The organism is Streptomyces sp. NPDC027962 (assembly GCF_055566095.1).
In genome coordinates, this window is sequence record NZ_JBVHTA010000001.1 from 176,307 (window position 1) to 195,879 (window position 19,573).

18 protein-coding genes and 1 pseudogene are annotated in these 19,573 nt (G+C 70.9%); 11 read left to right on the forward strand and 8 right to left on the reverse strand.

What is annotated here, in order from left to right; genetic code table 11:
• The first annotated feature begins 30 nt into the window (after positions 1-30).
• Positions 31-1,500, forward strand: a complete 1,470-nt coding sequence (locus ACZ4SA_RS00820; protein WP_468268024.1) for a catalase — start codon at positions 31-33, stop codon at positions 1,498-1,500.
• Positions 1,501-1,597: 97 nt separating this feature from the next.
• On the opposite strand, the gene ACZ4SA_RS00825 is transcribed toward ACZ4SA_RS00820, so the two are convergent.
• Complete coding sequence (locus ACZ4SA_RS00825) at positions 1,598-1,987, reverse strand: CBS domain-containing protein (protein ID WP_468268027.1); 390 nt, start codon at positions 1,985-1,987, stop codon at positions 1,598-1,600.
• 228 nt (positions 1,988-2,215) lie between these two features.
• Positions 2,216-3,016, reverse strand: a complete 801-nt coding sequence (gene hisN, locus ACZ4SA_RS00830; RefSeq protein WP_468268029.1) for a histidinol-phosphatase — start codon at positions 3,014-3,016, stop codon at positions 2,216-2,218.
• A gap of 181 nt (positions 3,017-3,197) precedes the next feature.
• On the opposite strand from hisN, the pseudogene ACZ4SA_RS00835 reads away from it, so the two are divergent.
• Positions 3,198-3,812, forward strand: a pseudogene (locus ACZ4SA_RS00835) (TetR/AcrR family transcriptional regulator); the annotation flags it as partial.
• Positions 3,813-3,936: 124 nt separating this feature from the next.
• On the opposite strand, the gene ACZ4SA_RS00840 reads toward ACZ4SA_RS00835, so the two are convergent.
• The 4 genes from ACZ4SA_RS00840 to ACZ4SA_RS00855 all read right to left on the reverse strand — a co-directional run bounded on the left by ACZ4SA_RS00840 (position 3,937) and on the right by ACZ4SA_RS00855 (position 7,675).
• The gene (locus tag ACZ4SA_RS00840) at positions 3,937-4,260 is read right to left on the reverse strand and encodes a DMT family transporter (protein WP_468268458.1); all 324 of its coding nucleotides are present in this window, start codon (positions 4,258-4,260) and stop codon (positions 3,937-3,939) included.
• A gap of 139 nt (positions 4,261-4,399) precedes the next feature.
• The gene (gene rsgA, locus ACZ4SA_RS00845; protein WP_468268032.1) at positions 4,400-5,413 is read right to left on the reverse strand and encodes a ribosome small subunit-dependent GTPase A; all 1,014 of its coding nucleotides are present in this window, start codon (positions 5,411-5,413) and stop codon (positions 4,400-4,402) included.
• A gap of 4 nt (positions 5,414-5,417) precedes the next feature.
• A complete protein-coding gene (gene aroA, locus ACZ4SA_RS00850; RefSeq protein ID WP_468268035.1) occupies positions 5,418-6,782 on the reverse strand; it encodes a 3-phosphoshikimate 1-carboxyvinyltransferase in 1,365 nt (454 codons plus the stop codon).
• Between the two features lie 158 nt (positions 6,783-6,940).
• Positions 6,941-7,675 (reverse strand): M50 family metallopeptidase, encoded by a 735-nt coding sequence (locus tag ACZ4SA_RS00855; protein WP_468268038.1) that lies wholly within the window; start codon positions 7,673-7,675, stop codon positions 6,941-6,943.
• A gap of 50 nt (positions 7,676-7,725) precedes the next feature.
• Between ACZ4SA_RS00855 and ACZ4SA_RS00860 the strand changes: the two genes are divergently transcribed.
• From ACZ4SA_RS00860 to ACZ4SA_RS00900, 9 genes are all read left to right on the forward strand, one after another.
• Complete coding sequence (locus ACZ4SA_RS00860) at positions 7,726-8,541, forward strand: SOS response-associated peptidase (protein ID WP_468268041.1); 816 nt, start codon at positions 7,726-7,728, stop codon at positions 8,539-8,541.
• A 49-nt stretch (positions 8,542-8,590) separates the two neighbouring features.
• Positions 8,591-9,226, forward strand: a complete 636-nt coding sequence (locus ACZ4SA_RS00865) for an alpha/beta hydrolase family protein (RefSeq protein WP_468268044.1) — start codon at positions 8,591-8,593, stop codon at positions 9,224-9,226.
• A gap of 247 nt (positions 9,227-9,473) precedes the next feature.
• Complete coding sequence (locus ACZ4SA_RS00870) at positions 9,474-10,139, forward strand: sigma-70 family RNA polymerase sigma factor (RefSeq protein ID WP_468268047.1); 666 nt, start codon at positions 9,474-9,476, stop codon at positions 10,137-10,139.
• Entirely contained in the window at positions 10,136-10,447 is a 312-nt protein-coding gene (gene rsrA / locus ACZ4SA_RS00875; RefSeq protein ID WP_468268050.1) for a mycothiol system anti-sigma-R factor, read from the forward strand. The genes ACZ4SA_RS00870 and rsrA overlap by 4 nt, the downstream gene beginning before the upstream one ends.
• A 195-nt stretch (positions 10,448-10,642) precedes the next feature.
• Positions 10,643-12,004 (forward strand): HD-GYP domain-containing protein, encoded by a 1,362-nt coding sequence (locus ACZ4SA_RS00880; protein WP_468268053.1) that lies wholly within the window; start codon positions 10,643-10,645, stop codon positions 12,002-12,004.
• A gap of 13 nt (positions 12,005-12,017) precedes the next feature.
• Positions 12,018-13,337, forward strand: a complete 1,320-nt coding sequence (locus ACZ4SA_RS00885) for an HD-GYP domain-containing protein (protein ID WP_468268056.1) — start codon at positions 12,018-12,020, stop codon at positions 13,335-13,337.
• 147 nt (positions 13,338-13,484) lie between these two features.
• Entirely contained in the window at positions 13,485-14,465 is a 981-nt protein-coding gene (locus ACZ4SA_RS00890) for a tetratricopeptide repeat protein (RefSeq protein ID WP_468268059.1), read from the forward strand.
• An 81-nt stretch (positions 14,466-14,546) separates the two neighbouring features.
• Entirely contained in the window at positions 14,547-15,188 is a 642-nt protein-coding gene (gene def / locus ACZ4SA_RS00895) for a peptide deformylase (protein WP_468268061.1), read from the forward strand.
• Between the two features lie 181 nt (positions 15,189-15,369).
• The gene (locus ACZ4SA_RS00900) at positions 15,370-16,107 is read left to right on the forward strand and encodes a D-Ala-D-Ala carboxypeptidase family metallohydrolase (protein ID WP_468268064.1); all 738 of its coding nucleotides are present in this window, start codon (positions 15,370-15,372) and stop codon (positions 16,105-16,107) included.
• Positions 16,108-16,167: 60 nt separating this feature from the next.
• On the opposite strand, the gene ACZ4SA_RS00905 is transcribed toward ACZ4SA_RS00900, so the two are convergent.
• On the reverse strand, positions 16,168-17,184 hold the full coding sequence (locus tag ACZ4SA_RS00905) for a ribonucleotide-diphosphate reductase subunit beta (protein ID WP_468268067.1): 1,017 nt from the start codon (positions 17,182-17,184) through the stop codon (positions 16,168-16,170).
• Positions 17,184-19,538 (reverse strand): ribonucleoside-diphosphate reductase subunit alpha, encoded by a 2,355-nt coding sequence (locus tag ACZ4SA_RS00910; RefSeq protein WP_468268070.1) that lies wholly within the window; start codon positions 19,536-19,538, stop codon positions 17,184-17,186. Before ACZ4SA_RS00910 ends, ACZ4SA_RS00905 begins: the two co-directional genes overlap by 1 nt.
• Positions 19,539-19,573 lie beyond the last annotated feature (35 nt).

The window sequence follows — 19,573 nt, forward strand, 5'->3', positions numbered from 1 at the left end:
GGGCTGCGCCGGAAGACAACTGGGCAGTACATGACGCAGGAGGCGCACGTGACGCAGGGACCGCTCACCACGGAGGCCGGGGCTCCGGTCGCCGACAACCAGAACAGCGAGACTGCGGGCGTCGGCGGACCGGTGCTGGTCCAGGACCAGCTGCTGCTCGAGAAGCTCGCGCACTTCAACCGGGAGCGCATCCCGGAGCGTGTCGTCCACGCGCGTGGCGCCGGCGCCTACGGCACCTTCACGCTGACCCGTGACGTCTCGCAGTGGACCCGTGCCGGGTTCCTCTCCGAGGTCGGCAAGCAGACCGAGACGTTCCTGCGCTTCTCGACCGTCGCCGGCAACCTCGGCGCGGCGGACGCCGTCCGTGACCCGCGCGGCTGGGCGCTGAAGTTCTACACCGAAGAGGGCAACTACGACCTCGTCGGCAACAACACCCCGGTGTTCTTCATCAAGGACGCCATCAAGTTCCCGGACTTCATCCACACGCAGAAGCGCGACCCGTACACCGGCTCGCAGGAGGCGGACAACGTCTGGGACTTCTGGGGTCTGTCGCCCGAGTCCACACACCAGGTGACCTGGCTGTTCGGTGACCGCGGCATCCCCGCCTCGTACCGCCACATGAACGGCTACGGCTCCCACACGTACCAGTGGAACAACGAGGCCGGCGAGGTCTTCTGGGTCAAGTACCACTTCAAGACCGACCAGGGCATCAAGAACCTCTCCACCGACGAGGCCAACCGCCTCTCCGGCGTGGACCCGGACTCGCACCAGCGCGACCTGCGTGAGGCCATCGAGCGCGGTGACTTCCCGACCTGGACCGTGCAGGTGCAGATCATGCCGGCGGCGGAGGCGGCCACCTACCGCTTCAACCCGTTCGACCTCACCAAGGTGTGGCCGCACGAGGACTACCCGCCCATCGAGATCGGCAAGCTGGAGCTCAACCGCAACCCGGAGAACATCTTCGCCGAGGTCGAGCAGTCGATCTTCAGCCCCGCCCACTTCGTGCCGGGTATCGGCCCCTCCCCGGACAAGATGCTCCAGGGCCGTCTGTTCGCGTACGGCGACGCCCACCGCTACCGCGTCGGCATCAACGCCGACCATCTGCCGGTGAACCGCCCGCATGCCACGGAGGCGCGCACCAACTCCCGCGACGGTTTCCTGTACGACGGCCGTCACAAGGGCGCGAAGAACTACGAACCGAACAGCTTTGGCGGCCCGTACCAGACGGACCGCGCGCTGTGGCAGCCCACGCCCGTTTCCGGGTCGACGGGTGACCACGCGGCTCCGTCGCACGCCGAGGACAACGACTTCGTCCAGGCCGGCAACCTCTACCGCCTCATGTCCGAGGACGAGAAGGAGCGCCTGATCGGCAACCTCTCGCAGTTCATCGCCAAGGTGTCGCGTGACGACATCGCCGAGCGGGCGATCAACAACTTCCGCCAGGCGGACGGCGACTTCGGCAAGCGGCTCGAGGCCGCGGTCCAGGCCCTGCGCGGCTGAAGCCCTGCTTGTCGTAGAAGAAGGGGCCGGACCCTCACGGGATCCGGCCCCTTCCGCGTGCGCGCCAAAGCTTCGGTTGTGCGCGGAGAGCGGGCGCCTATGCGGCTGCGCGGCGCCTGGCCGGGACCCAGCAGCGGATGATGTCGCGGACGGAGACGATGCCGACAGGGCCGTCGCCGTCCATCACGATCAGATGGCGGAAACCGCCGTGCGCCATTGTCTCGGCCGCCTCCTCCAGGGTCCAGGCAGGGGCGGCGAAGACGACGTCGGTGGTGGTGTGGGCGCCGGCGGTCTCGAGGTCGGGGTCCTGCCCCAGGCCCACGGAGTTGAGGATGTCGCGCTCGGTGAGGATGCCGAGGCTCGAGTCGGAGTCGAGGACCACGGCCGCGCCCACACGGCGCGCGGCCATCAGCCGGGCTGCTTGGCGGAGCGTGTGTGCGGGGCCGATGGTGAGGACCACCGTGCTCATGGCGTCACGGACGAGCATGAAGGGAGCCACCTCCTTGGTGATCGGCCGTTCGAGAACCGATTCACAAGTTCACAAGTGGGGGGACTCTCAGAGTCGCAGTACCGGGCGAAGGCGGCAAGGGGGCGTGCGCGGCCTCTTCGGCCGGCACGCGCGCCTGCTGAGGGGCCGGCGTACGCCCCCCGAACGGCGCGTCGAGGCCGCTCGTGACGCTGGTCGCGGCAGTCCGGTGACGCCGGTCGAAGTCGGTCAGTACCGCTGGTTGAGGTAGCCCAGGAGTTCGTGGTGGAGGAGCCCGTTCGACGCCGCGGCATTGCCGCTGTGCGGGCCCTCCCGCCCGTCGAGGCCCGTGAACGAGCCGCCCGCCTCCTGCACCACGATCGCCGGCGCCGCCATGTCCCACAGCGACAGTTCCGGCTCGGCGCAGATGTCCACCGAGCCTTCAGCGACCATCATGTAGGGCCAGAAGTCGCCGTAGCCCCGGGTGCGCCAGACCGCCCGCGTCAGGTCCATGAAGCCGTCGAGACGACCCTGCGCCTCCCAGCCCGACAGGGACGAGTAGGCGAACGAGGCATCCTGGATGCGCTCCACCTTGGACACATGCAGTCGCGTCGCGGAGGTCAGGCTCCGGCCGGTGTACGCGCCCGCGCCCTTCGCCGCCCACCAGCGCCGGCCGAGAGCCGGGGCCGACACCACACCCACCACCGGCTGGTAGCCGCCCTCGCCCGCCTCCATCAGCGCGATCAGAGTCGCCCAGACCGGCACGCCGCGCACGTAGTTCTTGGTGCCGTCGATCGGGTCGACGACCCAGCGGCGCGGACCCGTGCCCTCGATGCCGAACTCCTCGCCGAGGATCGCGTCGCGGGGCCGTGCCCGCTGCAGCTGCCCGCGGATCAGTTCCTCGGCCGCCTTGTCGGCCTCGCTCACCGGAGTCATGTCCGGCTTGGTCTCGACCTTGAGGTCAAGAGCCTTGAACCGCTCCATGGTGGTGGCGTCGGCGGCATCCGCGAGGACATGGGCGAGGCGCAGATCATCGTGGTAGTCGGGCATGTCAGCCACTCTATCGGGGATGGGTCCGTCCCCTCCTGGGCGGCCGTGGCGGCCCTGCGGGCACTTCTCCGCCAGGGGCACGGTGTCGTCCCCGCCGGCCGCCACCGCGTGTTGCGTCTCTTGACAGTGCAGGGCTGCCCGTCAACCCTGTGACCGGAGTTGCTCTGCCGGGGAGGCGCCCATGCCTGCAGCGCGGGAGTCACTGCTGAACGCCGCTCTCGCGGCGCTGCGCGACCTGCCGTGGTCCGGGGTGCGCATGGTCGACGTCGCCTCCGCCGCCGGCGTCTCCCGCCAGACCCTCTACAACGAGTTCGGCAGCAAGGACGGCCTCGCCCGCGCCCTCGTGCGCCGCGAGGCCGACTCGTATCTGCGTGGCGTGGAACGGCTCCTCGGCCAGAGCGCCGACGCCGACGACCGGCTCGTGTCCGTCGCCGAATGGACCGTCGGCGAGGCGCGGGCGCGGCCCGTGCTGCGCGCCCTGCTCACCGGCTGCTGGGAGGAGCGGCTGCCGGTGCCGAGGCCGGTCCGCAGCGGGGCCGCGCTCTCCGGGGTGCCGGCGCAGCGGCGAGCGGACGCGCGACCGCCGCTTCCGGCCGAGCTGGTCGCCGCGGTGCGGGACAGGTCGCTGGCGAGCCTGCGCCGTGGGCGAAGCATCCGGGACGGGCGTGCGGCCGACGAACCGGCCGACCTCCCGCAGCGCTGCGAACTCGCGGTACGGCTCGCGCTCTCCTATGTCGTCGCACCCGTGGCCACACCCGTCGGCGGGAGCGTCGCACAGCTGGTGCGGGAGGCCGTGTGCGACGGGGCCGGTGTGACGAGCCCGGCAGCCGAGGCGGCCCGTGTGACGAGCCCGAGAGCCCACGCGGTCGGTGCGGCGAGGGCCGACGCGGGCCGTGTGACGAGCCCGGCAGCCGATCGGCTCAGTGCGACGAGCCCGAGAGCTGCAGACCGATGACGCCGACGATTACCAGCGTGATCGAGACGATCTTGAGGACGGATACCAGGTCGTCGAGGAAAACCATGCCGTAGATCGCGGTACCGGCGGCGCCGATCCCGGTCCACACCGCGTAGGCCGGGCCCACGTCGAGCTTCTTCAGCGCCAGCGTCAGCAGACCGAAGCTGCCCAGGGCGAACACGGCGAAGGCGATCGTGGGCCACAGCCGCGTGAAGCCGTGCGACAGCTTGAGGCAGACCGCGAAGCCCGTTTCGAGAAGTCCGGCAACCACAACCAGCAGCCACGCCATTGGTCCGGGGCCTCCCACGTCGTCGATGACTGCTCGGTCCGGGACGGCTCGGTCCGATACGGAATCGGGCCGGAACTTCTCGTCCGACTCGGTGCGATTATGCACTTGCCAGGAGTCGCGGACGGCAAACGTGGATCGCTCAGTCGCCTTCCCGTCGTTCGCGGGTGGCGAGCAGCCGGCGCAGCGAGTAGAGCCGGGCCGGATCGGCGTGGCCTTCTGCCACCCACGTGTCGAGGGCGCAGTCCGGCTCGTCGTGACTGCAGGCGCGCGGACAGCCCTCCGTGCCGGGGACCAGATCCGGGAACGCGTTGATGACCCGGGACGGGTCGACATGGTGCAGCCCGAAGGAGCGCACGCCCGGGGTGTCGATCACCCAGCCGCCCTGCTTGTCGGCGAGCGGAAGGGCGAGCGCGGAGGTCGTGGTGTGCCGGCCGCGTCCCGTGACCGCGTTGACGAGGCCGGTCGTCCGTCGCCTCTCCTCCGGGACCAGGGCGTTGACCAGGGTCGTCTTTCCGACCCCCGAGTGCCCGACGAAGGCGGTCGTCCGCCCGACCAGATACTCCCGGACGCGGTCCGCGGCAAGGCCGTCGACGAACTCCTCACGGGTGGTCACCACATAAGGGACACCGAGCGCCCCGTACATCTCCAGCAGCTCGCTGGGCGAGGCGAGGTCGGACTTGGTCAGGACGAGGAGCGGCTCGAGCCCGCCGTCGTACGCGGCCACCAGGCAGCGGTCGATCAGACGCGGGCGCGGCTCGGGATCGGCGAGTGCGGTGACGATGGCGAGCTGGTCGGCGTTGGCGACGACCACGCGCTCGAACGGATCGTCGTCGTCGGCCGTGCGGCGCAGCACCGACGACCGGGGCTCGATGCGCACGATCCGCGCCAGAGTGTCCTTGTCGCCGGAGAGATCGCCGACGATGCCGACACGGTCCCCGACGACGGCCGCCTTACGGCCCAGCTCACGGGCCTTCATCGCGGTGATCACCCGATGCCCGACGAGGCAGGTCAGCCGGCCGCGGTCGACGGTGAGGACCATGCCCTCCAGGGCGTCCTCGTGCTTGGGACGGATGTTGGTCCGGGGCCGGTTGCCCTTGCGGTTGGGGCGGGACCGGATGTCGTCCTCGTCGGTGTGCTTGCCGTAGCGGCGCATGACGTCAGGCCCCGAGCATTTCGGCCCACATCTGCGGGAAGTCGGGCAAGGTCTTGGCCGTCGTCGCCACGTTCTCGATCTGGACGCCCGGCACCGCGAGGCCGATGACCGAGCCCGCAGTCGCCATGCGGTGGTCGTCGTAGGTGCGGAAGACCCCGCCGTGCAGGGGGCGCGGGCGGATGTGGAGGCCGTCCTCCGTCTCGGTGACATCGCCGCCGAGCTCGTTGATCTCCTTGGTCAGGGCCGCCAGCCGGTCCGTCTCGTGGAGCCGCAGATGCGCCACGCCACGCAGGGTCGAGGGGGAGTCGGCGAGCGCCGCGACCGCCGCGATGCCCGGGGTCAGCTCGCCGACCTCGCCGAGGTCGACGTCGATGCCGTGGATGCTGCCGCTGCCGGTGAAGACCAGCGCCGTGCCGTTCGGCGTCGTCGTCAGTTCGCAGGAACCGCCCATCTCGGTGAAGATCTCGCGGAGCGCGTCACCGGGTTGGGTGGTCCGCTCGGGCCAGTCGGGGATCGTCACCCGGCCGCCCGTCACCAGCGCCGCCGCCAGGAACGGCTGGGCGTTGGACAGGTCGGGCTCGATCGTCAGGTCGCGGCCGAGCACCGCGCTGTGCGACACGCGCCAGACGTCCGGCTCGCCGCCGGTCTCGGGCTCGTCGACCTGGGCGCCCACGGCGCGGAGCATGTCCACGGTCATCCGGATGTGGGGCATGGAGGGCAGCCGGCCGCCGACGTGTCGCACCTCGACGCCCTGGTTGAAGCGGGGCGCGGAGAGCAGCAGGGCGGAGACGAACTGGGACGACGACGAGGCGTCGATCCGCACCGGCCCGCCCTCCAGGGCGCCGCCGCCCTGCACGGTCATCGGCAGCGAGCCGCGGCCGTCGTCGTCGATCCGGGCGCCGAGGGTGCGCAGCGCGTCGATGACACCGTTCAGGGGGCGCTCGTACGAACGCGGGTCGCCGTCGAAGCGGATCGGGCCGTCGGCGAGGGCGGCGACGGGCGGCAGGAAGCGCATCACCGTGCCTGCGTTGCCGACATCGACGGTGGCCGGGCCGTGCAGGCCGGAGGGGATTACCCTCCAGGCCTCGCCCGCCGCGACGGCGGCCTTTTCCTCGTCGGTGCCGCCGGTGGTGCTGGACGAGACGGTCTCCTCGATGCCCACGCCCATCGCCTGCAGGGCAGCGGACATCAGCAGGGTGTCGCGCGAGCGCAGCGGACGGCGCAGCCAGCCCGGCTCCGCGGCGAGCGCGGCCAGCACCAGAGCGCGGTTGGTCACTGATTTCGAACCGGGCACGGTGACCGTCGCTTCGACGGCTCCGGTCGCGAGGGGGGCAGGCCAGAGGGCGGGGTGCACGGTGCTTTCGGTCATGGCCATCACTTTAGTGGCTCGGGGCGAGCGCAGATCTTGATCAGATATGGGGAAACCGGGGCGTAACGGCGGCGTGGTAGGGCGCACGGCAGGACGGCGGGTGGCCCCGTCTCACAGAGCGAGCAGACGGCGGCCCCGCCGCACAGACCTCACACACCTCACAGACCGAGCAGCCAGCGCCCGCCGCCGATCAGCGAGCAGAGCGCGACCGCGTGGAAGAAGAAGAGCCAGATCGCCGGCGGCACATGGGTGAGCCTGGCGAGCTGGTCGGCGTCCGAGTCGGGGGCGCCGCCGTGCCGCCGCTTGGACTGGAGCTCGAAGACCGGCCGTACGCCGCCGAGCAGCATGAACCACACGGCCGTGTACGCGAAGACGGACTGCACGCCGGGCTCCGTCAGCCACGACACCAGCAGGAACGCCGCGCCGGTGACGGTCACGGTCAGCACCCCGTAGGCGTTGCGCACCATCAGCAGCAGCGCGAGCAGCAGCGCGGTCGCCAGCCACAGCAGCAGCGTGATGTGGTGCGCGGCCAGCAGCCAGGCGCCGCCGAGGCCGAGGAGCGGGGTGGCGGTGTAGCCCGCGGCGGCGGTCAGGATCATCCCGATGCCGGTCGGCTTGCCGCGGCTGACGGTCAGACCGCTGGTGTCGGAGTGCAGCCGGATGCTCTGCAGCTTGCGGCCTGTGACCAGCGCCACGAGTCCGTGGCCGCCCTCGTGGGCGATCGTGACCGCGTTCCGCGTCAGCCGCCACAGAAAATTGGGCATGACGGCGGCGAGCGCGACGAGCCCGGTAACGGCGACGAGCCACGGCTCCGGGGCGCTCTGGGTACCGAAGACGCGGTCCCACAGGTCGGTGAGCGGCGCGTTCGCTGCGCCGGCGTGTGTGGTGACCATTTCGCGGGCGGCTCCCTCGGACGGCGTACGGAAGTGGCAGTCTGGCACTTATGTGCGGACGGTATGCAGCGAGTCGTAGGTCCGAGGATCTCGTGGGGCTCTTCGAGGTCGAGAAATGGGAGCCGGAGGAGACGCTGGCGCCCGACTGGAACGTGGCCCCCACAAAAGAGGTCTACGCGGTTCTCGAACGCCCTCTTAAGGACGCCGACGACCGCCGTCCGGTTCGCCAGCTGCGCACCCTGAAGTGGGGGCTCGTGCCGTCCTGGGCGAAGTCGCCGGAGGGCGCGGCGCGGATGATCAACGCGCGTGCCGAGACGGTGCACGAGAAGCCGTCGTTCCGCAGGCCCTTCGTCTCCCGGCGCTGCATCCTTCCTGCCGACGGCTATTACGAGTGGGTGACCGGGGCGGCAGAGCGGGAGCTCGAGGTCGAGGGGAAGAAGAAGCGGCCGAAGAAGCAGCCGTACTTCGTGACGCCGTCGGACGGGTCGGTCTTCGCGATGGCGGGCCTTTACGAGTTCTGGCGCGACCGGACACTGCCGGACGACCACCCCCGGGCGTGGTGGGCGACCTGCTCCGTGATCACGACGGAGGCGGAGACGGGGCCGCTGGGAGTGGCCCCGGCCGAGGGGCCGCGATCGCTGTCGGACATTCATCCGCGGATGCCGCTGATGCTGACGCAGGAGCGGTGGGACACGTGGCTGGACCCGTCCAGGACCGACCCCGACGAGCTGCGGTCGCTGTTGGAGCCGCCGCCGGGCGGGCTGATGCGGGCCTACGCGGTGACGACGGCGGTGAGCAACGTGCGCAACAACGGGCCGGAGCTGCTGGAGGAGCTCGCGGGGCCGGAGGAAGCGATGCTGTTCTGACCCCGCGCGGCGGGGAAACACAGTCCTCCGGCCGGGGGAGAATGGCCGGATGGAGCGCAGAGAGATCGTCGCTGTCGGGGGCAAAGACGCTCGGATCACCTGGCACGTGGGCAAGGGTGCCGGCCTCGTGCTCGCGCTCGGACATGGCGCCGGCGGCGGGATCGAGGCGCGGGACCTGCAGGCCATCGCCACCGTGCTGCCACGCCACGGCGTCACCGTCGCGCTCGTCGAGCAGCCGTGGCGCGTCGCCGGTAAGAAGCTCGCGCCGGCGCCGAAGACTCTGGACGCCGGGTGGCGGGACCTCTGGCCGGTGCTCGCGAAGAAGGGGCCGCCCGTCGTCGCCGGTGGACGCAGCGCCGGCGCCCGGGTGGCCTGCCGGACCGCCGTCGAGCTCGGCGCCGCGGGCGTGCTCGCGCTGAGTTTTCCGCTGCACCCGCCCGGCCGGCCGGAGAAGTCCCGCGCAGACGAGCTCCTCGGTGCGGGGGTTCCGACGCTGGTCGTCCAGGGCGGCGCCGACCCCTTCGGGAAGCCGGAGGAGTTTCCCGAAGGGGTGTACGAGCTCGCGGAAGTGCCGTACGCCGATCACGGATTCGCCGTGCCGAAGCGGGCCGGGATCGAGGAGGCCGAGACTCTCCGCACGATCACGGACGCTGTGACGCAGTGGACACAGCAGCTCCGGGAATGACACCAGGGTCCCGGCTGTTGTGGCGGATGTCAGTACGGAGCGTGAGTAGGGAGTCCGCCGCATGGGTACGACCTTCTGCCCGACAGCCGAGCGCAGCACAGAGCTCGAGTGGACGGTGCTGTCGTCGGGCAAGACCGGGGCGGCTTCGGCGGCGGCTGATGTGAATCGGCAGCGCCCGGGCCACCAAGGTCGACTATTCTCCGATTCGAGTGGGTCCGCATTCGGCCCCACCACAGCGTTGGAGGAGGTGGGTCCGGTCGCTGGGACCGACGCAGGGACCGACGACGGTCAGGCGCAGAAGTCCGAGGAGACGACCGTCGAGCGCAACGCCCGCTTCGAGCGGGACGCTCTCGGCTATCTGGACCAGATGTACTCGGCCGCACTGCGCATGACGCGCAATCCCGCCGATGCCGAGGATCTTGTGCAGGAGACGTACGCGAAGGCGTACGGGTCCTTCCACCAGTTCCGTGAGGGCACCAACCTCAAGGCGTGGATGTACCGGATCCTGACGAACACGTTCATCAACTCCTACCGCAAGAAGCAGCGTGAGCCCCAGCGCAGCGCAGCGGAGGAGATCGAGGACTGGCAGCTCGCGCGCGCCGAGTCGCACATGTCGACCGGGCTGCGCTCCGCCGAGTCGCAGGCCCTCGACCATCTGCCGGATTCGGACGTCAAGGAAGCGCTGCAGGCGATCCCCGAGGAGTTCCGGATCGCGGTTTATCTTGCCGACGTAGAGGGCTTTGCGTACAAGGAGATCGCGGACATCATGGGAACACCCATCGGTACGGTGATGTCCCGCCTGCACCGTGGCCGCCGCCAACTGCGCGGCATGCTCGAGGACTACGCCCGCGAGCGCGGGCTCGTCCCGGCCGGTGCGGGGGAGTCGCACGACGCGAAAGGCTCGGGCTCATGAGCTGCGGAGAGCCGCACGAGACGGACTGCTCGGAAGTCCTGGACCATCTCTACGAGTTTCTCGACCATGAGATGCCCGACAGCGACTGCACGAAGTTCGAGGTGCACTTCGAGGAGTGCTCGCCGTGCCTGGAGAAGTACGGCCTGGAGCAGGCCGTGAAGAAGCTGGTCAAGCGGTGCTGCGGGCAGGACGACGTGCCCAGCGACCTGCGGGCCAAGGTCATGGGGCGCATCGACCTGATCCGGTCGGGGCAGGCCGTGCCCGACGGTGATGTGGCGACCAGTGACGTGGCGACCGCCCAGGAGTAGGGCCGTCGGCACGGGAACGCACAGAACGCGCAGAAGGTGCGCCGCGGGAACCGCGCCCCACCTTCTGCGTTCGTCCACCCTGTTTCGCTCCCATGTCACCCGTATGTGCGAATGCCCGGTGTACTGCCTCCCCTGACGTCCCGACTCGCTAGCGTGGCGCTGCTTCGAGGAGGGCGCTGAGGAGGGTGCGAGCCAGTGACGGGCATACCGACGGCAGCGCGCGCCTGCATCGCCGCCGCGGCCCTGTGCGCCGTCGCCGCCATGGCCCCGGTCGTGTCGACGGGCTCCGCCGCCGCGACGCCATGGAGCACGGTCCTGCTGCTCACCGGCCTGTACGCCGGGTGCGAGCTCCCCGCGCGCTGCCGCCAACTCGGTGACTCCGTCCCCGTGGGGGCGGGCACGTTCTTCCCGGTGCTGCTCGCCGCGGCATTTCTGCTGCCGCCCGCGGCGGCCGCGTTCGTACCCCTGCCCGGCGCGCTCCTCGGGCAGGTGGACGGTCCGCCTGCCGCTGCCCGACGGGTCTGGCGAGCGGCGCAGCTCGCGCTCGCGACATGGGCGGCCGCCCATGCGTATCTGCTGCTCGGTGGTGAACGGGCTGCGAGCGCACCGGACTTCCCGTACGCGCTGGTGCCGGCGCTCGCCGGTGCGCTCGCCTTCTGTCTGCTGCTGACCCTCCTGGACGGCGCCATCCGCGCGACGGCGGAACGGGTTCCGTGGCGCGGTGCGTGGCGGGGGTTCTCGCTCGCGTCCCCCGCCCCGCACTGTGTGCACGGGCTCGCCGGACTGATGATGGCGGTGCTGTGGGGCAGTCCGTACGGGCCGCTGTCCGCCCTCTTCGTGCTGCTGCCCATGTACATCTCTTGCTGGATCTTCGCCCAGTACCACCGCGAGCGCGCCGCCCACCAGGCGACGATCCGGGCGCTGGTGCAGGCCGTCGACATCAAGGACCGGTACACGCGCGGGCACAGCGAACGGGTCGGGCGGGCCTCGGTGCTGATCGCCCGGGAGCTGAGCATGGAGGAAGAGCGCGTGGAGGTCGTCCGGTTCGCCGGGATCCTGCACGACGTGGGCAAGCTCGGGGTGCCGACGAGGGTGCTGCGCAAGGAGGGGCCGCTGACCCCGGAGGAACGGCGGGTGATCGAACTGCATCCGGAGTACGGGCACGAGATGGTGCGCGGCATCGGCTTCCTCGGTGAGGCACGCGCCGCGATCCTGCACCACCACGAGCGGATGGACGGCAGCGGCTACCCGTACGGTCTCGTCGGCAGCCAGATCCCCGAGTTCGCGCGTGTGGTGGCGGTCGCGGACGCGTTCGACGCGATGACGTCCACCCGTTCCTATCGGCGTGCGCGGCCGGTGGCGGTCGCGCTCGAAGAGCTGGAGCGGTGCGCGGGCACGCAGTTCGATCCACGGATGGTGCGGGCGCTGGTGCGGGCGCTGGAGCGGCACGGGTGGCGGACATCGGTGATGTCGGACGAGGAGGCGGTGCCCGTGGGCCCGCCCCTGCTGCCGCGGACACCGGAGACAGGGGCTTCGCATCAGCTACGGACAGGTTGAGCGGCAGCCGCGCGTGAACGGCCTCCGGGCCTGCCGGGCCGGGGGCGTCGTGCACGCCGTCCACGCGGCCGCGGTCGCCGTGACCGCGACCGCTCTCGTCTGGGTCGTCGTCCACGGGCTGGTGCAGCCGGGGAACGCCCTCGCCTTCGGAGTGTTCATCGCACTCGGGGAGCTCGCCCGCTGGGAGGCCGTGCCGAGGGCGGCGGAGCCTGCGGTGCTCGAGGGGCTCGGGGTTCGGGAGCCCGCTCCGCTCGGGGCGGCGGGCGCGCTCGCGTACGCCCTGCTCGGCGAGTGCGCCGGGGAGCCGACGGGGCATGGTGCCTTCCAGGTCGTGGCCGTCGTCGCCGCCGCTGCACTCGTCGGCGCCGTGCCGCACGTCGCCCGTGGGCGAGGACCCGCGCTCGATCATGTGGCGCGGCGGGTGCTGACCGTCGCCTTCGCCGCGGTGTGCTTCCAACCGCTGTACATCTCCGGCGCATTGGACCTCCGGCTGGGCCACGGACCGTACTACGCGCTCTTCCTGCTGGTCCTGCTCGTGCTCACCGCCCTGTGCGACGCCGTGCTGGCCGCCGCGATGCGGCGCGCCCGCACGCTGCCCAGCGGCCTCGGACGAGCCGGCGGCGCTCCCGTCCCGTTCGGGCCGCTGCTCCGTGACGAACTGCGGGCGCTGCTGGGGATCGGGTCCGCCGTCTGCGCGACGGGCGCCGTCATGGCCCTCGCCGTGGCCGTCGCCGGCCTGTGGGCGCTGCCCGTGTTCTGCGTGCCGCTGCTGCTCACCCAGCTGTCGTTCCGGCGGTACGCGGCCGTGCGGACCACCTACGGGCAGACCATCGCCTCCCTGGCCCGCGCGACCGAGGTCGCCGGCTACACCCGGCCGGGCCACGCCCACCGGGTCGCGGCGCTCAGCACGGCCGTCGGTCGCGACATGGGCCTGTCCGGTCCCGAACTGACCGTGCTGGAGTACGCGGCGCTGATGCACGACATCGGCCAGCTGTCCCTCGTCGACCCCGTCCCGGAGGGCGCCACCGCCTTGCTGCCCGCCGCCGAGCAGCGCCGCATCGCGCTGCTCGGCGGCGCCGTGGTCCGGCAGACCGGGGTCCCCGCTGCCGTCGCCGCCGTGGTGGAGCAGCAGGCGGACCCGTACCGGGAGCAGCCCTTGGCCGCCCGGATCGTACGGGCGGTCAACGCATACGACGATCTGGCCGGGGGAAGCGAAGGAAGTGCGGGCGGGGCGCTCGCGGCTCTCGAGCGGCTGCGCCTGGGCACGGGCCACGACTACCAGCCCGAGGTGGTCGAATCCCTTGCCAGGGTCCTGGGCAGAGTCCTTGCCTGAGGCGGTCTGTCCGCGGTCCCACCGGGGTAACCCATGGGTAATGAGCGAGCCTGCGACCGGGCATGGTTGGATGCGAAAAGAAGGCACAGAAGCAGGCACACAGTCATGCGTCCGGGCAGTGACCCGAGCGACCGGCAGGCGGGAATCGTGAGGATCTTCGGGAAGGTACGGCATCGGCCGTCCGCCTCTTGGCGGCAGGCCACGGACCGCGCGTTCACGCTGATCGGCGACGGCCGGTACGAGGACGCGGGCGCGCTGCTGACGCGAGCGGCGGACCTGGAGCCGTGGCTCTCGGAGTCCTGGTTCAATCTGGCGCTGCTGCACAAGTTCCGGCACGACTGGGAGCAGGCCCGCGCCGCGGGGCTGCGGGCGGTCGCCCTGCTGGACAAGGAGACCGGCGCCCCCGACTGGTGGAACGTCGGTATCGCCGCCACCGCCCTCCAGGACTGGCCGCTGGCCCGCCGCGCCTGGCAGGCGTACGGGCTGAGGGTCCCGGGCGCGGCCGCCGCCAACGGCGAACCCGCCGGCATGGACCTGGGCAGCGCCGCGGTCCGGCTCTCTCCGGAGGGCGAGGCCGAGGTGGTCTGGGGCCGCAGGCTCGACCCGGCACGGATAGAAGTGCTCTCCATTCCGCTGCCCTCGTCGGGGCGGCGCTGGGGCGAGGTCGTCCTGCACGACGGCGTCCCGAACGGAGAGCGCACCACCGCCGCCGGGCCGTCGTTCCCGGTCTTCGACGAGATCGAACTGTGGGCCCCTTCCCCCGTCCCCACCTGGGTGGTGCTGCTGGAGGCGGCCACAGAGTCCGACCGGGACGCCCTGGAGCGGCTGGCGGCCGACGCCGGCTTCGCCGCGGAGGACTGGTCGTCCTCGGTGCGGCTGTTGTGCCGGGCCTGTTCGGAGGGCAGCATGCCGAGCGCGGAGGGCGAGGGCGAGCACCTCGACCCGCACGACCACAGCGAGCCGGGCCACCCGGGACCGCTCGGACACCGTACGGGCGGGGATCTCTGGTCGCCGGAGCGCGAGTGCGGGATCGCGGCCCCCGCCGGCCTGGTGCGGGGCCTGCTGGACGGCTGGGTCGCCGACAGCCCGGACTCCCGTGAGTGGCGGGATCTCGAGGAAGTCTGCTGACGCCTGCCCGTAGGCTGTACGGACACGTAGGTGACCGGGCAACGGGCCAGGGATCGGTACTGAGGAAGGCGTACGGCTGACATGGCGTCGCAGCAGTCGCAGCAGGAGACGGACGAGCAGGTGAACGACGGCTTCGTCGTGGACACGGAGAACTGCGAGGAGCGCGAGCTGGCGTACCGCGAGCGCGGCACCGCGCGCCCGATCACGGTCGTCGGCAACCCGGTTCTGCACAAGGAGTGCAAGGACGTCACCGAGTTCGACGACAAGCTCGCCGCGCTCATCGACGACATGTTCGCCAGCCAGAAGGCGGCGGAGGGCGTGGGCCTGGCCGCCAACCAGATCGGCGTGGACCTGAAGGTCTTCGTCTACGACTGCCCGGACGACGAGGGTGCGCGGCACACCGGCGTCGTCTGCAACCCGGTGCTGGAGGAGCTGGCTCCCGACCAGCGGGTCCTCGACGACTCCAACGAGGGCTGCCTGTCCGTCCCGACGGCCTATGCCTCGCTGGCCCGCCCCGACTACGCGGTGGTGCGCGGGCAGGACGCCCAGGGCAACCCGATCAAGGTGCGCGGCACCGGCTACTTCGCGCGCTGCCTGCAGCACGAGACGGACCACCTGTACGGGTACCTCTACATCGACCGGCTCTCCAAGCGCGAGCGCAAGGACGCGCTCCGGCAGATGGCGGAGGGCACTCCGCGGTACTCGGTCGTGCCCAACGACTGATTCGCCGCGCAGCCGGGCCCCGCTCGTTTTCGACTTCGCATCCGAGCGGGGCCCTGTTGCGCCGCCGGCAGGTCATCGAGTCGTCATTGGACCGACAAATGACGGCAGCCCGGGCGCTGTTGACGCGCGTCGACAGGGCGGCCAGTCTCTGGGTACACCGCTCCCACGGCATGGAGGCGCAATGCTCAGACGTACCGCACGACTTCTGCTGGCTATTGTCATGCTCATGGCTGCCGGGCTGGCCGGGGTCGTCGCCACGGCAGGTTCCGCCCAGGCCGACGACTGCTACACCTGGTCGCGCACCCTCTCCCAGGGAGCCTCCGGCGCCGACGTCACACAGCTCCAGATCAGGGTCGCCGGCTACCCCGGCAGCGGCGGCGTGCTCGCCATCGACGGCGACTACGGCCCCGCCACCGCGGCCGCGGTCAAGCGCTTCCAGTCCGCCTACGGACTCGGCGCCGACGGCGTCGCCGGCCCCGCCACCTTCAGCAAGATCTACGCGCTGCAGGACAGCGACTGCACGCCCGCCCACTTCAGCTACGCCGAACTCAACGACTGCAACACCACCTGGGCCGGCGGCGCCGTCAGCGCGGCGACCGCCAAGTCCAACGCCCTGCGCACCATGTGGAAACTGGAGGCGCTGCGCCACGCGCTCGGCGACCAGCCCATCAGGGTGACCAGCGGCTTCCGCTCGCAGGCATGCAACAGCGCGGTCGGCGGCGCCTCCAACAGTCGTCATCTGTACGGCGACGCCGCCGACCTCGGCGCCGGGCCGCACTCGCTGTGCAAGCTCGCCCAGCAGGCGCGCAACCACGGCTTCAACGGCATCCTCGGTCCCGGCTACCCGGGCCACAGCGACCACACCCACGTCGACCACCGGAGCAGCCGGTTCTGGTCCGCGTCGAGCTGCGGCATCTGAACCGGGGCGGCTCGCACCTCCCCCGTGCGAGGTGCGGGCCGCGCCGGTGGTTCCGGGTGATCAGAAGTCGTCGTCGAAACCGACGGAGCCCTCGACAGCCACCTGGTAGGCCGACGGGCGGCGCTCGAAGAAGTTCGTCAACTCCTGGACGCCCTGCAGCTCCAGATACGAGAACGGGTTCTGCGAGCCGTACACAGGGGCGAAGCCGAGCCGGGTGAGGCGCTGGTCGGCGACGCACTCCAGGTACTCGCGCATCGACTCGGTGTTCATGCCCGGCAGGCCGTCACCGCACAGATCCCGGCCGAACTGCAGCTCGGCCTCCACGGCCTCGCGCAGCATGTCCGTGACCTGCTGCTGGAGCTCGTCGTCGAACAGCTCCGGCTCTTCCTTGCGGACGGTGTCCACGACCTCGAAGGCGAAGTTCATGTGCATCGTCTCGTCCCGGAACACCCAGTTGGTGCCGGTGGCCAGGCCGTGCAGCAGACCGCGGGAACGGAACCAGTAGACATAGGCGAAGGCGCCGTAGAAGAACAGGCCCTCGATGCAGGCGGCGAAGCAGATCAGGTTCAGCAGGAAGCGCCGGCGGTCCGACTTCGTCTCCAGCCGGTCGATGGTCTCCACGGAGTCCATCCACTTGAAGCAGAACTGCGCCTTCTCCCGGATCGACGGGATGTTCTCGACCGCCGCGAAGGCTGCCGTGCGATCCTCGGGGTCGGGGAGATAGGTGTCCAGCAGCGTCAGATAGAACTGGACGTGCACGGCCTCTTCGAACAACTGGCGCGACAGATACAGCCGCGCCTCCGGGGAGTTGATGTGCTTGTAGAGCGTGAGCACCAGGTTGTTGGCGACGATCGAGTCACCGGTCGCGAAGAAGGCGACCAGCCGCCCGATCAGATGCTGCTCGGCCGGGGTGAGCTTGGCGAGGTCGGCGACGTCCGAGTGGAGGTCGACCTCCTCCACGGTCCAGGTGTTCTTGATGGCGTCGCGGTAGCGCTCGTAGAAGTCCGGGTAGCGCATCGGACGCAGGGTCAGTTCGAAGCCCGGGTCGAGCAGGTTCTTGGTGGTGTTCTCCGGCATTACTGGCAGGCCTCGCAGGACTCGGGGTTTTCCAGGGAGCAGGCGACGGCCTCGGGTTCGGCGGCCTGCTGGACGGGGATGTTCGCCTGTGCGGCGCGCGCGATGCGGGTCGCCGGGCGGGAGCGCAGGTAGTACGTCGTCTTCAGGCCCCGCTTCCAGGCATACGCGTACATCGAGCTGAGCTTGCCGATCGTCGGCGTCTCCAGGAACAGGTTCAGCGACTGGCTCTGGTCCAGGAACGGCGTACGCGCCGCCGCCATGTCGATCAGGCCGCGCTGCGGGATCTCCCAGGCCGTGCGGTACAGCTCCCGCACCTCGGCAGGGACCCAGCCGAAGCCCTGCACCGAGCCGTTCGACTCGCGCAGCGCCTCCCGGGTCTGGGCGTCCCACACGCCGAGCCGCTTCAGCTCCTGAACCAGATACGAGTTGACCTGGAGGAACTCACCGCTGAGCGTCTCGCGCTTGAACAGGTTGGAGACCTGCGGCTCGATGCACTCGTACACCCCCGCGATCGAGGCGATGGTCGCGGTCGGGGCGATGGCCAGCAGCAGCGAGTTGCGCATGCCGACCGAGGCGACACGGGCGCGCAGGGCGTCCCAGCGCTCGGGCCAGTTGAGCGCGGTGTCGTAGTGGTCCGGGTGCAGCACGCCGCGGGCCGCGCGGGTCTCGGACCAGGCGGGCAGCGGTCCGTTGCGCTCGGCGAGGTCGCAGGACGCCTCGTAGGCGGCCAGCATGATCCGCTCGGCGATCCGCGTCGACAGGGCCTTCGCCCTGGGCGAGTCGAAGGGCAGCCGCAGCTTGAAGAAGACGTCCTGGAGGCCCATCGCGCCCAGGCCCACCGGGCGCCACCTGGCGTTGGAACGGCCGGCCTGCTCGGTCGGGTAGAAGTTGATGTCGACGACCCGGTCGAGGAAGGTGACGGCGGTGCGGACGGTGGCGTCCAGCCGCTCCCAGTCGATGCCGTCGGCGCCTTCGCCGTTGACGAAGGCCCCGAGGTTGACCGATCCGAGGTTGCACACGGCCGTCTCGCCGTCGTCCGTCACCTCGAGGATCTCGGTGCACAGGTTCGAGGAGTGCACGACCCGGCCTGGTTCGGCGGTCTGGTTCGCGGTGCGGTTGGAGGCGTCCTTGAAGGTCATCCAGCCGTTGCCGGTCTGGGCGAGGGTGCGCATCATCCGGCCGTACAGGTCCCTGGCCGGGATCGACTTGCGGGCCAGTCCCGCGGCCTCCGCCTTGCGGTAGGCGGCGTCGAACTCGTCACCCCACAGGTCGACCAGGCCGGGGACGTCGACCGGCGAGAAGAGCGACCACTGCGTGTCCGCCTCGACGCGCCGCATGAACTCGTCGGGGATCCAGTGCGCGAGGTTCAGGTTGTGCGTACGCCGGGCGTCCTCACCGGTGTTGTCCCGCAGCTCCAGGAACTCCTCGATGTCCGCGTGCCACGTCTCCAGGTAGATCGCGGCGGCGCCCTTGCGCCGGCCGCCCTGGTTCACCGCGGCGACCGACGCGTCGAGGGTCTTCAGGAACGGGACGATGCCGTTGGAGTGCCCGTTGGTGCCGCGGATCAGCGAACCGCGGGCGCGGATGCGGGAGTAGGAGAGCCCGATGCCGCCGGCGTGCTTGGAGAGCCGGGCGACCTGGTGGTAGCGGTCGTAGATCGAGTCGAGCTCGTCGAGCGGCGAGTCCAGCAGGTAGCAGGACGACATCTGCGGGTGCCGGGTGCCCGAGTTGAAGAGCGTGGGGGAGGAGGGCAGGTAGTCGAGCCGGCTCATCAGGCCGTACAGGGACGCGACCTCGTCCAGGGCGCGGACCGATTCGTCCTCCGCCAGACCGGCGGCGACACGCAGCATGAAGTGCTGGGGCGTCTCGATGACCTGGCGGGTGATGGGGTGGCGCAGCAGATAGCGGCTGTAGAGCGTGCGCAGACCGAAGTAGCCGAACCGGTCGTCGGCTCGCACGTCGATGAGCGCGTCCAGCCGGGCGGCGTGCAGCGCCACGAACGCGGCCGTACGGCCGGCGATCAGGCCCTCGCGGTGGCCGACGGCGACCGAGGACGAGAAGGACTCCACGCCCTGCCCCGCCGCCTCGTCGGCGATCGTGCGGGTCAGCAGGCGTGCCGCGAGCCGCGAGTAGGCCGGGTCCTCCGAAATGAGGCCCGCGGCCGCGTCGGTGGCGAGAGAGCGCAGCTCGGCCTCGTCCGACCCGGCGTTCCGGCCGCGCAGCGCCGCGGCGGCGACCCTGCCCGGGTCGGTGTCGGGCAGGTCGGCCGTGAGGTCCGTCAGTGTCCGCAGCAGTGCGGTCCCGGGACCGTCCTCCTCCGTCGCTGAGACCGGATCGGCTGGCGCGATGGTCACCTGGTGCTCTCCTCGCTCGGCTCTGGGCCTTGCGG

Bases quoted from the DNA above. Each gene is read 5' to 3' on its own strand.
- ACZ4SA_RS00865 (WP_468268044.1), top strand. From the start codon at position 8,591: ATGGAGCGCAGAGAGATCGTCGCTGTCGGGGGCAAAGACGCTCGGATC.
- ACZ4SA_RS00860 (WP_468268041.1), top strand. From the start codon at position 7,726: ATGTGCGGACGGTATGCAGCGAGTCGTAGGTCCGAGGATCTCGTGGGG.
- ACZ4SA_RS00840 (WP_468268458.1), bottom strand. From the start codon at position 4,260: ATGGCGTGGCTGCTGGTTGTGGTTGCCGGACTTCTCGAAACGGGCTTC.
- def (WP_468268061.1), top strand. From the start codon at position 14,547: ATGGCGTCGCAGCAGTCGCAGCAGGAGACGGACGAGCAGGTGAACGAC.
- ACZ4SA_RS00855 (WP_468268038.1), bottom strand. From the start codon at position 7,675: ATGGTCACCACACACGCCGGCGCAGCGAACGCGCCGCTCACCGACCTG.
- ACZ4SA_RS00900 (WP_468268064.1), top strand. From the start codon at position 15,370: ATGCTCAGACGTACCGCACGACTTCTGCTGGCTATTGTCATGCTCATG.
- rsrA (WP_468268050.1), top strand. From the start codon at position 10,136: ATGAGCTGCGGAGAGCCGCACGAGACGGACTGCTCGGAAGTCCTGGAC.
- ACZ4SA_RS00825 (WP_468268027.1), bottom strand. From the start codon at position 1,987: ATGCTCGTCCGTGACGCCATGAGCACGGTGGTCCTCACCATCGGCCCC.
- ACZ4SA_RS00820 (WP_468268024.1), top strand. From the start codon at position 31: ATGACGCAGGAGGCGCACGTGACGCAGGGACCGCTCACCACGGAGGCC.
- ACZ4SA_RS00905 (WP_468268067.1), bottom strand. From the start codon at position 17,184: ATGCCGGAGAACACCACCAAGAACCTGCTCGACCCGGGCTTCGAACTG.
- rsgA (WP_468268032.1), bottom strand. From the start codon at position 5,413: ATGCGCCGCTACGGCAAGCACACCGACGAGGACGACATCCGGTCCCGC.
- hisN (WP_468268029.1), bottom strand. From the start codon at position 3,016: ATGCCCGACTACCACGATGATCTGCGCCTCGCCCATGTCCTCGCGGAT.
- aroA (WP_468268035.1), bottom strand. From the start codon at position 6,782: ATGACCGAAAGCACCGTGCACCCCGCCCTCTGGCCTGCCCCCCTCGCG.